This window comes from Thermoproteus uzoniensis 768-20, from assembly GCF_000193375.1.
Classification (GTDB): Archaea; Thermoproteota; Thermoprotei; order Thermoproteales; family Thermoproteaceae; genus Thermoproteus; species Thermoproteus uzoniensis_A.
Genome location: NC_015315.1, coordinates 1579389 through 1594304 on the forward strand (window position 1 = coordinate 1579389; position 14916 = coordinate 1594304).

At 55.0% G+C, this 14916-nt stretch carries 13 protein-coding genes; 11 read left to right on the forward strand and 2 right to left on the reverse strand.

Translation table 11 applies throughout. The features are described from left to right. Positions 1–42: 42 nt before the first annotated feature. Positions 43–1011, forward strand: coding sequence for a DNA repair and recombination protein RadA (gene radA, locus TUZN_RS08845; RefSeq protein WP_052886340.1), 969 nt, complete (start codon positions 43–45; stop codon positions 1009–1011). On the opposite strand, the gene TUZN_RS08850 is transcribed toward radA, so the two are convergent. Next, the gene (locus TUZN_RS08850; RefSeq protein WP_237698219.1) at positions 1008–1625 is read right to left on the reverse strand and encodes a hypothetical protein; all 618 of its coding nucleotides are present in this window, start codon (positions 1623–1625) and stop codon (positions 1008–1010) included. The two genes, radA and TUZN_RS08850, sit on opposite strands and share 4 nt — an antisense overlap. A 54-nt stretch (positions 1626–1679) precedes the next feature. Here TUZN_RS08850 and TUZN_RS08855 point away from each other — a divergent pair, with 54 nt between their 5' ends. Beyond that, on the forward strand, positions 1680–3266 hold the full coding sequence (locus TUZN_RS08855; RefSeq protein WP_013680620.1) for a B12-binding domain-containing radical SAM protein: 1587 nt from the start codon (positions 1680–1682) through the stop codon (positions 3264–3266). Here TUZN_RS08855 and TUZN_RS08860 read toward each other — a convergent pair. Continuing rightward, complete coding sequence (locus TUZN_RS08860; protein ID WP_148678637.1) at positions 3243–3716, reverse strand: hypothetical protein; 474 nt, start codon at positions 3714–3716, stop codon at positions 3243–3245. The genes TUZN_RS08855 and TUZN_RS08860 overlap by 24 nt on opposite strands. 46 nt (positions 3717–3762) lie before the next feature. On the opposite strand from TUZN_RS08860, the gene TUZN_RS08865 reads away from it, so the two are divergent. The 9 genes from TUZN_RS08865 (at position 3763) to rpoA2 (ending at position 14916) form a co-directional block, all read left to right on the forward strand. Continuing rightward, entirely contained in the window at positions 3763–4083 is a 321-nt protein-coding gene (locus TUZN_RS08865) for a C2H2-type zinc finger protein (protein ID WP_013680622.1), read from the forward strand. Continuing rightward, a complete protein-coding gene (locus tag TUZN_RS08870) occupies positions 4080–4583 on the forward strand; it encodes a CDP-2,3-bis-(O-geranylgeranyl)-sn-glycerol synthase (protein WP_052886213.1) in 504 nt (167 codons plus the stop codon). Before TUZN_RS08865 ends, TUZN_RS08870 begins: the two co-directional genes overlap by 4 nt. 29 nt (positions 4584–4612) lie before the next feature. Further along, on the forward strand, positions 4613–4903 hold the full coding sequence (locus TUZN_RS08875; RefSeq protein ID WP_013680624.1) for a V-type ATP synthase subunit F: 291 nt from the start codon (positions 4613–4615) through the stop codon (positions 4901–4903). Positions 4904–4944: 41 nt separating this feature from the next. Continuing rightward, positions 4945–5505 (forward strand): V-type ATP synthase subunit E, encoded by a 561-nt coding sequence (locus tag TUZN_RS08880; protein WP_013680625.1) that lies wholly within the window; start codon positions 4945–4947, stop codon positions 5503–5505. Further along, on the forward strand, positions 5502–7286 hold the full coding sequence (locus tag TUZN_RS08885; RefSeq protein ID WP_013680626.1) for a V-type ATP synthase subunit A: 1785 nt from the start codon (positions 5502–5504) through the stop codon (positions 7284–7286). Before TUZN_RS08880 ends, TUZN_RS08885 begins: the two co-directional genes overlap by 4 nt. A gap of 45 nt (positions 7287–7331) precedes the next feature. Continuing rightward, entirely contained in the window at positions 7332–7571 is a 240-nt protein-coding gene (locus tag TUZN_RS08890) for a DNA-directed RNA polymerase subunit H (RefSeq protein WP_013680627.1), read from the forward strand. Next, complete coding sequence (locus tag TUZN_RS08895) at positions 7571–10954, forward strand: DNA-directed RNA polymerase subunit B (RefSeq protein WP_013680628.1); 3384 nt, start codon at positions 7571–7573, stop codon at positions 10952–10954. Before TUZN_RS08890 ends, TUZN_RS08895 begins: the two co-directional genes overlap by 1 nt. A gap of 171 nt (positions 10955–11125) precedes the next feature. Continuing rightward, positions 11126–13780, forward strand: coding sequence for a DNA-directed RNA polymerase subunit A' (gene rpoA1, locus TUZN_RS08900; RefSeq protein ID WP_013680629.1), 2655 nt, complete (start codon positions 11126–11128; stop codon positions 13778–13780). Next, positions 13777–14916: a DNA-directed RNA polymerase subunit A'' gene (rpoA2, locus tag TUZN_RS08905; RefSeq protein WP_052886214.1), complete on the forward strand. Its 1140-nt coding sequence runs from the start codon at positions 13777–13779 to the stop codon at positions 14914–14916. The genes rpoA1 and rpoA2 overlap by 4 nt, the downstream gene beginning before the upstream one ends.

Below are 14916 nucleotides of genomic sequence, written 5' to 3' on the forward strand. Positions count from 1 at the left end.
CCGAGGCCGAGGAGGAGAGAGGAGGCGCCGGAGGAGGCTGAGGTGGAGGTAGTGGAGCGGCCCTCGGAGAAACAGGCCGAGCTAGACGTAGAGGAGCTGGAGGGTATCGGCAAGGTGACTGGCCAGAAGCTTAAAGAGAGGGGTTATTACACAGTGAGGGATCTCGCCTTCGCGTCCGTCAAGGAGATCGCCGATATTATAGGCAACGAGGAGAGGGCGGCCCAGATAATAGAGGCCGCCAGGAGCATGCTGGGGCTGTCCAGCTTCATATCGGCTCTAGACGTGTATAGAAAACGCGTCAATATAAAGCGCATATCCACGGGGGTCCGCTCCCTCGACGAGTTGTTGAACGGAGGCGTGGAGACGGGCGCGGTGACCGAGGTAGCGGGCGAGTTCGGCGCTGGGAAGACGCAGTTCTGCCACCAGCTGGCCGTCATGGTGCAACTGCCGGAGGATAGGGGCGGGCTCAACGCCAAGGCCATATACATAGATACGGAGAACACCTTCCGCCCGGAGCGCATAACCCAGATGGCCAGAGCGCGCGGGCTCGACCCCGACCAGGCGCTCAAGAACATATACTACGCCAGGGCCTACTCGTCCGACCACCAGATGATCCTGGTCGAGCAGGCGAGGCGTATCATAAAACAAGATAACGTAAAGCTACTGGTGGTCGATTCTATAGTGGCGCATTTCCGCGCCGAGTTTCCGGGCAGGGAGAACCTCGCAGAGAGGCAACAGAAGCTCAACAAACACATAGCGGATCTCCTTAAGATAGCCGACGCCTACGACGTGGCGGTGGTGGTGACCAACCAAGTGATGGCTCAGCCCGACGTGTTCTTCGGCAACCCGCTGAGGCCCGCCGGAGGCAACGTGCTGGCCCACGGAGCGACCTACCGCATATGGCTTAGGAAGAGCAAGGAGAATATAAGAATAGCAAAAATCTTCGACTCGCCTTACCACCCCGAGCGCGAAGCCACGTTCAAGATAACTGAGGAGGGCCTAACGGACTAAATAAGGGATAAATAATTATATATATATTCGAATTTAAAGTTGTTTATAACGAAATTTCTAAATCTACTGTAAAGATCATATATCGGGACTCTCTTGGCGCGCAGGTAGAGCTCCTCGGCGAGGCTTCTAAAGCCGGCAACCGCGATGCTGACGGTGGCGTCTAGGGCCAGCGTGTACACGAGAGATCTCTTCACGTCGTCGGCCTCCACCGGTATGTCCTGCGGATTGAAGGAGCCCGCCAGCAGCTGGACGTCCCTCCGCGCTATATATAGGTCCACCACGCGCCTATATAGTGCTATCGACAACAACTCCGCGAGCTCGCCGCCTACGTGTTCAGGCCGCGCCCATATGGACGCCGCATCTACGTCGTTCAACGCGCTTATGGCGGCCAGCTCGCGCCATAGAGATAGCTTGTCGGGCCTCACCACAACCAACGCGTAGTGGCCCTCGCGCTCGATAGCCCTGGCTGTCTCCACATCGGCTCCCGCCAGCTCTCTTGCAGAATCCCTGTCGGCGAATATGAGGACGACGTCGACCGGCATCGCGCCGAACTCCCTCAACGCCGCCAGCACCTCCTCCATCTCTCTCCTATCCACAGGGCGTAGCTCCAGCACATCCACCGCGATCCGTGCCAGTAATGCTTTAAATCATCACATCGGCATGCGGTTATGGGCTTTGACGTGATATTGACCACGGACAGAGGCATGATGAGCAACTACCACGGGAAGGAGTTTTTGGGGTTCGGCACCACTGGGCCCGTATTCGTAGAGCTCCCCTTCGGCCTCTCCGAGAAGTTCCACACTTTTCTCTTCGCCCCCAAGATTAAGACGGACAAGATGGGGAGGCCCATACAGGCGCCCTACGGCATGAGGAAAATAGAGGCGAAGTTGCTCGACGCAGGGATAAACGCCGCCATAATAGATCCCGACTACGTCCCGCGATATCTTAAGAGCGCCAAGATCTTGATGTTGAGCCACCACGACTACTTCGGAGTAAATCCGCCGTCAAGCACATGGGGGGTGATATTGGGCAAGGAGACCCTCAACGCGTATCTCTTCAGGAAGTTCATGGAGCGGATAGAGAAAGATATATGGGAGGCCAAGAGGGCGAGCGGCCTAAAGGTTATGGTCGGAGGGCCGGCAGCCTGGCAGTGGCTCTACTACCCCGACCTAGTAGAGCGTTGGGGTATAGACACGATATTCGACGGGGAGGGGGAGAAGCTAATAGTCGAGGTCGTCAAGAACACGCTGGAGGGGAAGACCCCGCCTAGATATATCTACGTGGGGGCCTCCGAGGCTCCGAGCGTGGACGAGATCTCCACGATCAAGGGAGCCTCTATAAACGGCCTGGTCGAGATAGGCAGGGGTTGCCCCAGAGGTTGCGCCTTCTGCTCAGTCACTCTGAGGCCTCTGAGGTGGTACCCCCTCAGCAAGATCGAGGAGGAGTTGAAGGTGAACGCGAGAGCCGGCGTCGTCGACGGCATACTGCACTCGGACGAGGTGCCGCTTTACGGCTCTAACGGGGTGGAGCTGAACCCCACGGCGCTTATAGAGCTGCACAAGTTGGCCAAGAAGTACTACAGAAAAGTGGGGTGGAGCCACACGACCTTCGTAGCCGTCTTGTTGGCCGAGAAGAAGTACGGAAAGCTCATGACGAAGATCGCCGACATAATAAAAGACGAGCATCAGGACTGGTGGGGCGCCGAAATAGGGCTAGAGACCGGCTCTATTAGGGTGGCCAAACAGATAATGCCCGGCAAGGCAGCGCCCTATAAGATAGAGCAGTGGCACGACATAGTTGAAGAGTCCATGGCCATAATGCACGAGCTCAAGCTAATACCTGCAGTGACCCTCATAGTCGGCCTCCCCGGCGAGCAGCCGGACGACGTGATCCAGACAATAGAGCTGATAGAAAGGCTTAAGCCCTACAGATCTCTGATAGTCCCGTTGTTCTACGTGCCCATGAGCCACGTCAAGGCCGAGAAGACGGGGTGGCTGGACAAGATGAACCTCTACCCAGAACACATAGACCTCTTGAAGGTGGTCGCCAAACACTCTATCTTCTGGGCTCGCGATATAGTCAACAAGTTCTACTTTAAGGGCATCCACTACGCGCCTATTAGATTATTAACCAATTACTTCATAAATTATGTCGAGAAGAGGCTTGATAAGGCCGAGGCCGACATCGAGCGCTATAAGGAGATGTTGAGGGCTAAGTGGAGCGAGAAACGCCTAGAGGTTCTGAGATATGCCTAAGGCCTCAGCCAATTTCCTCGTCAGATCCACCACAACCCCGCGCCGCATATGCGCCTCCAGCTTTGCCAGTTCGCACAAGGCGCCGCAACTAGACCTGCAACACGACAGCTTGACCTCGCCGTCGCATTGAGCCGAGTCGATCCCGCCACAGATATGCTTGGATAGATAGGACCACGCCTCGTTAAAGAGAGTAGAACGGCTTATGCCGCTTTTCAACGCTATCTTATTTACTATTCCATAGATATCTGTAATATATATTATTGATTCATATCGATAATTTCTTAAAAGAGTTTCTATACATGATAGTTTATATCTAGGCAACTCCGCTATATTTAGGGTAGAAACCCCGCACGACGACATTATGTATCTGACCGCGTCGTCCACGGACTCGTCCGCCTTGACTACTGCTATTACGCCGTCTCTCCAGTCGGGCATGGCTATACCGAACACGTAAGGCCGGGCGTCAAATTTAATAAAAGCTCCTCCCTCTGCCCGCATGCCCGGCGAGGTCTGCTTAATATGTCAAGGTAAGGGGGATGGGTATCTCGCGGCGTCCACCGAATATAAATGCACCATATGCGGCGCCCGGATAACTTGGGACGACGCGGTGTCGCACTACATGAAGCACGTGAAGTTCTCGGGAAACGACGCCATCTGCGGGATATGTAATGCTAAAGTAAAGAAAACCGATATAAGAAACCACATACGTAGCCACTTCGCGATAGGCGAGGGCAGTAGGTATTTCTGCGGCGTCTGCGGCAGGGAGTTCGTCGACCGCGAGAGCTTGTCCGTGCATATAATGAGGACACACGAATGAGTATACTGCAGCTACTGGCATATTCACTAGTGCTTATATGGCCTCCCTACGTGGCCAACGGGCTGGCCGTGCTGGCCTCGGCTCTGCCGAGAAGACATCCGATAGACTTCGGCAGGAGTTGGCGCGGCTCTAGAATATTTGGCGACGGGAAGACCTTCGAGGGCTTTGCGATAGGGCTCGCGCTAGGCACTACCATAGGGTGGTTGCCCAATCTGCTGTACAGCGTCCTTAGCGTGGGAGATGCGGCGGTGCTCTCGGCGTCGGCCCTTGTAGGGGATCTGGTCGGCGCCTTTATAAAAAGGAGGCTGTGCCTTCCGCGCGGACACCCTGCATTTCCCCTAGACCAGCTGGACTTCCTGCTCATGTCTCTATTAGTCTACTCTCTATACGCGCAGATACCGACAACAGCTATATTTATTTCCGTGATAATTACGCCGGCCATCCACAGAGCGACCAATATAGTGGCTTATAGGCTGAGGCTGAAGAAAGAACCTTGGTAATCCTTTAAAATCTGTGCAGGCGAGCCGACATGTCTATAGTCCTCGGCGATAGGTACACTGTAGATTTATTTAAGTTAATGGGGTTCGACGGACGAGCTTTTACTGATGCGAAAGAGCTATATGAATATATATTGAAAAATATTAATATTTATAATGTATTTTTTATTTCATCTAACTTTGCTAAACAACTTAGAAAAGAGCTGGATGAACTTAGACTTAGAAATACAAATAAGATATTCGTGGAGATACCCAGCGTGTTGGAGAATATGGAGAAGGAGGTCAACTATCTTCAGCTAGTCCGCCAAATACTAGGCGGATAGCGGCGCCGAAAACACTTTAAAAATAGGCCTTTGAGGCTTCCATGAGTCTTTTCGAGGATCTCATAAACCAACACATAAGAGAATTGGAAGAACTAAAACAGAGGCTTCTCAGCGACCTTGAAACTAAGATTAGACAAAGATCCTATGAATTATTATCTAAATACTCTGAAGAAATAAGCAATGCTCAAAGCCAAGTTACGCTGGAGCGGGAAAGAATCCTCTATGAAGCCCTTATTGAGAATAGAAAAATAATATCAAATACATATGAAGATATATTAAGAGAAATTAAAAAAGATATAACTGACTATATTGATAAGAATAGAACAAATGAAAAATATATAAAATTTTTAGAGAACGCCCTTCTTAAGGCCAGAGAAGTAATTGGGGAGGACTTGATAGTGTACTCCTCCCCCAAGGATAGGAATACCTTGACCATATTGATGAGGAAGCACGGCTTAAAGGGCGAGGTAGTCGATAGAGATATGTCGGGAGGGCTCGTCGCGTCCTCGCGCGATGGGGCAATAGTGCTCGATATGACACTGGATACCCTATTGGAGACCAACGTAGAGGAGATAAAGAAGGCCGTCGCGTCGGTGCTATGAGCGGGCGCATAGAGTACATATCGGGACCCGTAGTTAAGGCCGATCTGCCTGGCGCCAGGCTCTACGAGCTCGTGTTCGTCGGCGAGCTTAAGCTGTTCGGCGAGGTTGTCAGGATACAGGGAGACAAGGCGTTTATACAAGTGTATGAGGACACTACGGGGATAAAGCCCGGAGAGCCGGTGGTCAGAAGCGGCGAGCCCTTAAGCGCCTGGCTTGGGCCGGGCATTCTGGGAAGGATATACGACGGCGTCCAGAGGCCTCTAAAGGTCATATTCGAGATGACAAATACGCCGTTTGTGGCCAGGGGTATAGGCTACGACCGAGCCCCGCCTCTAGATCTCAAGGCCGAATACGACTTCAAGCCGCTCGTCAAGGCGGGGGAGGAGGTACAACCGGGCGACGTATTGGGGGCCGTCCAGGAGACCTCATTAATAGAACACAGAATTATGTACCCGCCTCTGCCTGGCAACGGGCCGGGCGTGGTCGAGTGGATAGCCGAGGGTAAATACAAGGTCGACGACGTCATAGCCAGGATCCGGACGAAGTCGGGCGTCGTGGAGGTCAAGATGTGGCATAAATGGCCGGTGCGCAGGCCCAGGCCCTTCCGCGAGAAGCTTCCGCCAGTGGAGCCCTTGATCACCGGCGTGCGCACCATAGACACCATGTTCCCCATAGCTAAGGGCGGCGCCGCGGCCATACCGGGGCCCTTCGGCTCGGGGAAGACCGTGACCATACGCACGCTTTTCCTATACGCCCAAAGTAGGGTCATAGTGCCTGTGCTCTGCGGCGAGAGGGGGAACGAGGCGGCCGACGCGCTTCAGGGCTTGCTGAAGCTGAAGGACCCCTACACGGGCAAGTCGTTGCTTGAGAGGACCACGATAATAGTGAACACCTCCAACATGCCCGTGGCGGCGAGGGAGGCGTCCATATACACCGGCGCCGCTATAGGCGAGTACTTCCGCGATATGGGCTACGACGTGTTGGTCTCGGCCGACTCTACGAGCAGATGGGCGGAGGCCATGAGGGAGGTGGCCCTACGTATAGGCGAAATGCCGAGCGAGGAGGGCTACCCCGCCTATCTGCCGACGCGTCTGGCCGAGTTCTACGAGCGCGCAGGCCGCGTGGTCCTCATAGGTAGCAAGGAGCGCGTCGGCTCGCTGACCATAGCAGCGTCCGTGAGCCCGCCCGGAGGCGACTTCACCGAGCCCGTCACCTCCAATACTCTGCGCTTCATAGGGGCTTTCTGGCCGCTGTCCCCCCGCCTCGCCTATTCGCGCCACTATCCGGCGATAGACTGGCTGATGGGGTTCTCCCGCTACGTGGAGACCGTACAGGAGTGGTGGGCTAAGAACGTCGACCCCGACTGGCGCCGTATCAGAGACGTCTTCCAGTCCATACTGAGCAGAGAGGCCGAGCTACAGGAGGTCGTCAGGATCCTCGGCACAGAGGCCCTTAGCGAGCAGGAGAAGCATATACTGAACACAGCCTTCTTGATAAGAGAGGGCTTCTTGAAACAAGACGCTTTCAACCCCATCGACACCCCGTCTATGCCCAAAAAACAGGCCCTATTAATGAGGGCCATCTACACATACTACGAGGCCGGAATGAAGGCCATAGAGGCCGGAGTGCCTGCATCGGCCCTCAGAGAACTCGAGCTGGTCAAACGCCTCCCCAGGCTGAGGATGGAGATCAAGAACGACGATGTAGAGAAGGAGCTCGGCAAATTCATAGAGAGCCTCAAGGCAGAGATCGACGCCCTTATCGCAAAGGCCAAGAGCTGACGGGGACGGGCAAAAAAGTTTTAAATCGGCGGGTGGAGGAGGCGTGTGAGCAAGAAGATATTAGAGCACGTGCTGGGCCCCGTAGAGGTTTCTATCCTCACCAAGGAGGAGGCCAGAGCGCTTCTGAGGAGGCTCCACGTAAGGCCTTGGCAGATACCTTGGATTAGGTCGAGCGATCCCTTGGTTAAAGCCGTCGGGGCGAAGCCCGGCGACGTGTTGAGGATAGTGAGGCGTTCGGAGACCGCGGGAGAATCAGTTATATACCGCCTCGTGGTGCCGGGCTAATGGTAGATCTGCTCCCGTTGCCGATAAGGTATAGGGCCGGGGACGGCGGGTTCCCCACCTCAGACGACAGGTGGGCCCTGGTCAAGGCCTTTATAAGAGACCGAGGAATAGTCGACCACCAGATAAGGGCCTTCAACGACTTCATCGACAGGAAGTTGCCCAAGATAATAGAGGAGATGGGCGTGGTCGAGACCGAGATAAAGGGTCTGAAAGTCGCCATAGAGCGCGTCGAGATAGGGTGGCCGAGGATAAAGGAGCCGGACGGCTCGGAGACGGTCATATACCCCATGGAGGCCCGGCTGAGGAACGCCACGTACAGCGCCCCGATGTATCTGACCGTGACTCTCTACGTCGACGACGAGCCGTACGCTACCGAGACCATATATGCCGGCGAGTTGCCCATAATGGTCAAGTCCAAGAAGTGCAACTTGACGAGGCTGAAGCCGGAGGAGTACCCTAAGCGTTTCGAGGATCCCGAAGATCCCGGCGGCTACTTCATAATAAACGGGAGCGAGCGGGTCGTCATAAGCCAGGAGGACCTAGTCACCGATCGGCCCATATACGACGTCGGCGATAAGCCGACGATCAGATATTTAGCTAAGGTCATATCGACCGGGCCCGGCTACCGCGCCACGATGACGGTCGAGTACCACAAAGACGGCGTCATCTACGTGACTCTATCCGCCATACCGGTCAGGATCCCGTTCACGGTATACATGCGCGCCATGGGCCTAGAGAGCGACCAAGACATCGTGCTCGCCGTCTCGGACGACCCGGACATACAGAAGGAGCTCTTGCCCTCGTTGCTGGCCGGCCAGGAGATCGCCGCCACTAGGGACGACGCCCTCGATTTCGTAGGCGGAAAGATCGCCGTGGGCCAGCCGAGGCCTATAAGGATAGAGAGAGCCCTCCAGATATTGGACAAATACTTCTTGCCCAACCTCAACCCGCAGAAGCCCGACGAGAAGGCAATGGAGGAGGCCAGGATAAAGAAGGCGTTGCTGTTGGGCCAAGTGGTCAAGGGGCTTATAGAGATGCAGTTAGGCAGGAGGAAGCCCGACGACAAGGACCACGTGGCCAACAAACGCGTGAGGCTCGTGAACGACCTCCTGGCCCAGCTGTTCAGGACTGTCATGAAGCAGTTCCTCCAGGAGCTCAAGAACCAGCTTGAGAAGTACTACGCGAGGGGCAAGATACCGCACCTGCAGACAATAGTCAGACCCGACATAATAACCGAGCGCGTCAAGCAGGCGCTGGCGACCGGCAACTGGGTCGGCGGCAAGACCGGCGTCTCGCAGATATTGGACAGAACGAACTACCTCTCGACCCTCAGCTATCTGAGGAGGGTCGTCTCCTCGCTCAGCAGGACCCAACCCCACTTCGAGGCCCGCGATCTCCACCCGACGCAGTGGGGCCGGCTGTGCGCCGTCGAGACGCCCGAGGGGCAGAACGTAGGGCTTGTCAAGAACTTGGCTCTGCTGGCCGAGATAACCATCGGCGTCGACGAGGCCGTCGTTGAGAAGACGCTGAACGAGCTGGGCGTAGTGCCGGTGCTCGAGGCGAGGAGGGGAGGGCTTGAGGGCGCGGAGGTCTACCTAAACGGGCGGCTCATAGGCATTCACCAGAACCCTGAGGAGCTCGTCAAGACTCTACGCAAGATGAGGCGGCAGGGCAAGATATCTGATGAGGTCAACGTGGCGCATCTGGGCGACGCGGTCTACGTGAACTGCGACGGAGGCCGTATCAGGAGGCCTCTGCTGGTAATCGAGGACGGCAAGTTGAAGCTCACGAAGGAGCACGTCCAGAAGCTCGCATCGGGCGAACTGACTTGGAACGACTTAGTCAAGATGGGCGTCGTGGAGTACCTAGACGCCGACGAGGAGGAAAACGCCTACATAGCGGTGGGGCCTGAGCCCGATATGAGCAAGTACACACACATGGAGATAGTGCCTTCCTCTATCCTGGGCGCAATAGCGTCTATAATACCCTATCTAGAGCACAACCAATCGCCCAGGAACCAGTACGAGGCCGCTATGGCCAAGCAGTCGCTGGGGTTGCCGCAGGCCAACTTCATGTACAAGCTGGACTCGCGCGGCCATATGCTCTACTACCCTGAAAGGCCTATAGTGACGACCAGAGGGCTCGAACTAATTGGCTACTCGAGAAAGCCTGCGGGCCAGAACGCCGTAGTGGCGCTGTTGACATATACAGGCTATAACATAGAGGACGCCGTTATCATGAACAAGTCCTCGGTCGATCGCGGCCTCTTCCGTTCGAACTTCTATCGCACCTACGAGACCGAGGAGCAGAAATATCCGGGGGGCGAGGAGGACAGGATAGAGGTCCCCGACTCCTCGGCCAGAGGATATAGGGGGCCGGAGGCCTACAGCCACCTGGACGAGGACGGGATAGCCCCTCCTGAGGTCTACGTGACGGGCGGAGAGGTCATAATAGGCAAAACCGCTCCGCCGCGCTTCTATATGACCCTCGAGACTGAGAAAATCTTGAAGGAGAGACGCGACGCCTCAATCCCCGTGAGGAGGGGCGAAAGAGGCATAGTCGATAGGGTCGTCATAACAGAATCGCCTGAGGGTAACAAACTCGTCAAGGTGAGATTAAGGGAACTACGTGTGCCCGAGCTAGGCGACAAGTTCGCCTCGCGCCACGGCCAGAAGGGCGTCATAGGCATGTTGTTGAGGCAAGAGGACATGCCCTTCACGGAGGACGGGATAGTCCCCGATATAATCGTTAACCCCCACGCCATGCCCTCGCGCATGACGGTCGGCCAGCTGTTGGAGTCCATAGCGGGCAAGGCCGGCGCGTTGACAGGTCAGCTTATCGACGCCACCCCCTTCGAGGGAGTCACTGAGGGGGAGCTGAGGGAGCTCCTCATGAAGCTGGGGTTCAGGTGGGACGGCAAGGAGGTCATGTACAGCGGCATAACCGGCGAGAAGCTCGTCGCCGACATATTCATAGGGATAGTGTATTACCAGAAGCTACACCACATGGTCGCGGATAAGATACACGCCCGCTCCAGAGGGCCTGTCCAGATATTGACTAGGCAACCCACAGAGGGCAGATCCCGCGAGGGCGGGCTGAGGCTCGGCGAGATGGAGCGCGACGTGCTCATAGCCCATGGGGCTTCCGCCCTCCTCTACGAGAGGATGGTCGAGTCGAGCGACAAATACACCATGTACGTCTGCGAGCTGTGCGGGCTTCCGGCCTACCTAGACGCGAAGACGAACAGACCGAAATGCCCCATACATGGCGAGTCGGGCCAGTTCGCCAAAGTCGTCGTGCCTTATGCATTTAAGCTACTGCTACAAGAGCTGATCGCGCTAGGGATTTACCCGAAGTTGGAGCTGGCGGAAATCTTAGAGTAAGGAGATTTTAATAGCCAATATTATTTTTACTATTATAAAATTATATTGGAGTTTATAATATTTGAGGTGGATCTATATTTGCTAGCTTTATACGACCATTCGGCGAGGATCCGGCTCAGACGGAGGAAATATCCTTAATAAAAATTTATATAGCGACTTCCACCGGTTGGCGTGGCCGTTCAACAACAGGCCGATGTAGTCCCTACTAAGGTTATCAAAGATATCAAGTTCGGGATTCTCAGCCCCGATCTAATAAGGCGATATTCTGTTTTGGAAATCACGACATCCGAGATATACGACGAAGGTGGGTTGCCTATCCGCGGCGGCTTGATGGACCGCAGACTCGGCGTGGCGGAGCCGGGCGCCAGGTGCGAGACTTGCGGACAACCCTACGACGTATGTCCTGGCCACTTCGGCCATATAGAGCTCGCGAAGCCGGTGATCCACGTCGAGTTCGCCAGGTTCATATACGACGTGTTGAGGGCCACTTGCCCCAACTGCGGCAGGATAATGCTGAAGGACGAGGAGATAAAGAGATACAGCGAGCGCCTTCAGAGGCTCAAGGGCAGGTGGAAGCTCTTGGCCACCAACCTCCACGAGAAGATCCTCAGGAAAGCCGCCGAGAGGACCACATGTCCTCACTGCGGATATAAACGCAACAAGGTGAGGTTCGAGCGGCCTTACAACTTCTACGAGGAGACAGAGACGGGCGCCCTGGTAAAGCTGGATCCTGAGACTATATTGGAGCGGCTGGTCAAGGTGCCTAACAGCGACCTCGAGCTACTAGGAGTCGATCCGACCGTCGCCCGCCCAGAGTGGGGCATACTCAGAACTCTCCCAGTCCCGCCTCCCCACGTTAGGCCCTCCATACAGCTCGAGACGGGCATAAGGAGCGAGGACGATCTGACGCACAAGCTTGTCGACATAATGAGGATGAATGAGAAGTTGAAAATAGCGCTAGAGACAGGCGCGCCGACTAATGTAATAGACAACCTCTGGGACTTGCTCCAGTACCACACGGCGACCTACTTCGACAACGAGTTGCCCGGCATCCCGCTAGCGAAACATAGAGGGGGCAGACCCCTAAAGGGCATAGCGCAGAGGCTTAAGGGCAAGGAGGGGAGGTTCAGAGGGAGCCTCTCGGGCAAGCGCGTCAACTTCTCGGCCCGCACCGTGATAAGCCCCGATCCCAATCTGAGCATAAATGAGGTCGGAGTGCCCATAGACATAGCCAAGATATTGACGGTGCCCGAGAGAGTCACCGAGTGGAACATAGACGATCTCAGGCAAGCCGTGATGAGGGGGCCAGAGACTTGGCCGGGGGCCAACTACGTGATAACGCCGGAGGGCAGGCGCGTCGATCTGCGATACGTCAAGGACAGGAAACAGCTCGCCGAGAAGCTGGCCCCCGGCTGGATCGTAGAGCGCCACATAAGGGACGGCGATATAGCCCTCTTCAACAGACAGCCGTCGCTGCACAGAGTGTCCATGATGGGCCACATAGTCAGAGTTCTGCCGGGCAGGACGTTCAGGATACATCTGGCCGTATGCCCGCCCTACAACGCCGACTTCGACGGCGACGAGATGAACCTACACATACCGCAGACGGAGGAGGCGAGGGCCGAGGCGAGAACTCTAATGTTGGTCCAAGAACATATAGTGACGCCGCGCTACGGCGGCGCCATAATAGGCGCTAGACAGGACTATATAATAGGCGCCTACCTACTCTCCCGCAAAACCACGTTGCTCACGAAGAAGGAGGCGGCATATTTAGCCGGCGCCATGAAGCTGGAGGGAGATCTGCCCGAGCCGGCCATAATGCACCCCGTCGAGCTGTGGACGGGGAAGCAGATAATCAGCATGGCGTTGCCTAAGGACCTCAACTGGGTGCAACCCACAGCGTTTAAGTCGGCTTGTAAGGAACCCTACACGTGCGAGACCGACGAGTGGATAATAATAATAAACGGCAATATGGTGACGGGCACCTTGGACAAGAAATCCATAGGTGCCGAGCAGGTAGACTCGCTCTGGCACCGCATAGCTAGGGATTACCCGTCGGATGTGGCCAGGAAATGGTTAGATTCCTCGCTAAGAGTGTTCTTGAGATTCCTAGATCTCAGAGGCTTCTCCATAGGCCTGGACTCGCTCTATATACCCAGCGAGGCCGTTAGAGAAGTCGGCAAGATAATTGATAGCGGTATAAATAAGGCCTTAGAGCTCATAGAGCTCTACAGAGAGGGCAAGCTGGAGGCCATGCCGGGCTACACTGTGCAGGAAACTCTGGAGAACAGACTGGCCGAGGTGCTCTCAAAGGTGCGTAGCGATGCTGAGGGAGTAGTGGAGAGGTATATAGATAAGAACTCCGAGGCCTATCTAATGGCCAAGACGGGGGCGCGCGGAAGCTTGACCAACATAGTCCAAATGGTGGCTACCTTAGGCCAACAGACCATAAGAGGCGAGAGGATCAAGAGAGGGTATAGGACCAGGACTCTGCCCCACTTCCCTGTAGGCGATATAGGGCCGTTCTCGGGAGGTTTCGTATCCTCCTCATTCGTCAAGGGACTTACGCCTGTAGAGTACTTCTTCCATGCGGCCGGCGGGAGGGACGGCTTGATAGATACAGCCGTCCGCACGGCGCAGAGCGGATACATGCAACGTAGGATAATAAACGCGCTACAAGACGCGTATGTCGCCTACGACGGCACCGTGCGTTACGGCTCCGGGCTTCTCTTGCAACCTCTGTACGGCGACGACGGCACCGACGTATCTAAGTCGGATCACGGCAAGCCGGCAAACGTAAATATAATGAGGCTCTACATAAGGTGATGTCGGTCGCGAAACTGCTCGAAGATCTGTCGTCTGTTATTCCCAAGACCTTATACGAAGATCTCAAGAAAGCCGTAGAGGGCCTCGACGAGGAGACTGCGTTACGAATAATCTACAGAGCTCTGAGACTCTACGCCTTGTCTCTAATAGATGCAGGCGAGGCCATAGGCATAATAACGGCGCAGTCTATAGGCGAGCCGTCGACCCAGATGATCTTGAGGTCGTTCCACTTCGCCGGTTTGAGGGAGTTCTCAATGGCGCGCGGTCTGCCTAGGATGATAGAGATAGTCGACGCCAGGAGGAAGCCCTCGACGCCGCTTATGTATGTATATTTAAAGCCTCCCTACAATAAATCTAAAGAGTCTGCTACTGAAGTTGCTAAAAAGATACAATTGACTACTATAGAAAATCTGGCTAAATCTGTTGATATAGATTATATAACATATAGCGTCGTAATAGAGCTTGACCCAGAGCAGATGAAATATAGAGAAATAAATATAAAAGATATTGAGAAGATACTTTCAAGAATGCGGGGTAAAGGCGTTTCTATAGAAATAGAAGGGTATACTATAACTATTAGGCTTGCAACCCCCGATATGTTGAAGCTAAGGAAGCTACGCGATAAGGTGCTTCAGACGAGGATAAGCGGCATAAAAGGCGTTAGGAAGGTCTTGGTCGATCAGGACAGGAATACGGGGGAGTGGTACATCATAACCGAAGGCAGTAATCTGGAGGGAGTCCTGCAACTGGACGAGGTCGACCACACGAGGACCTACAGCAACGATCTCCACGAGGTGGCCGAGGTATTAGGGATAGAGGTGGCTAGGACGTTGATAGCGCTCGAGATTAGGAGAGTCCTCGCCGAACAAGGCCTAGACGTTGATAGCAGACACATGTATACTGTAGCCGACGCAATGACTTGGCTAGGCAAAGTGAGGCCCATCGGCAGACACGGCGTTGTGGGTTCCAAGGAGTCGCCGCTGGCTAAGGCCGCGTTTGAGGTGACCGTAAAGACGTTAGTCGAGGCGTCGGTGAGGGGCGAGGTGGAGCCGTTTAGGGGCGTCTTCGAGAACATAATAGCAGGCCGCCATATACCCATAGGGACGGGCATGGTTAGACTGCTGATGCGCCTCTAG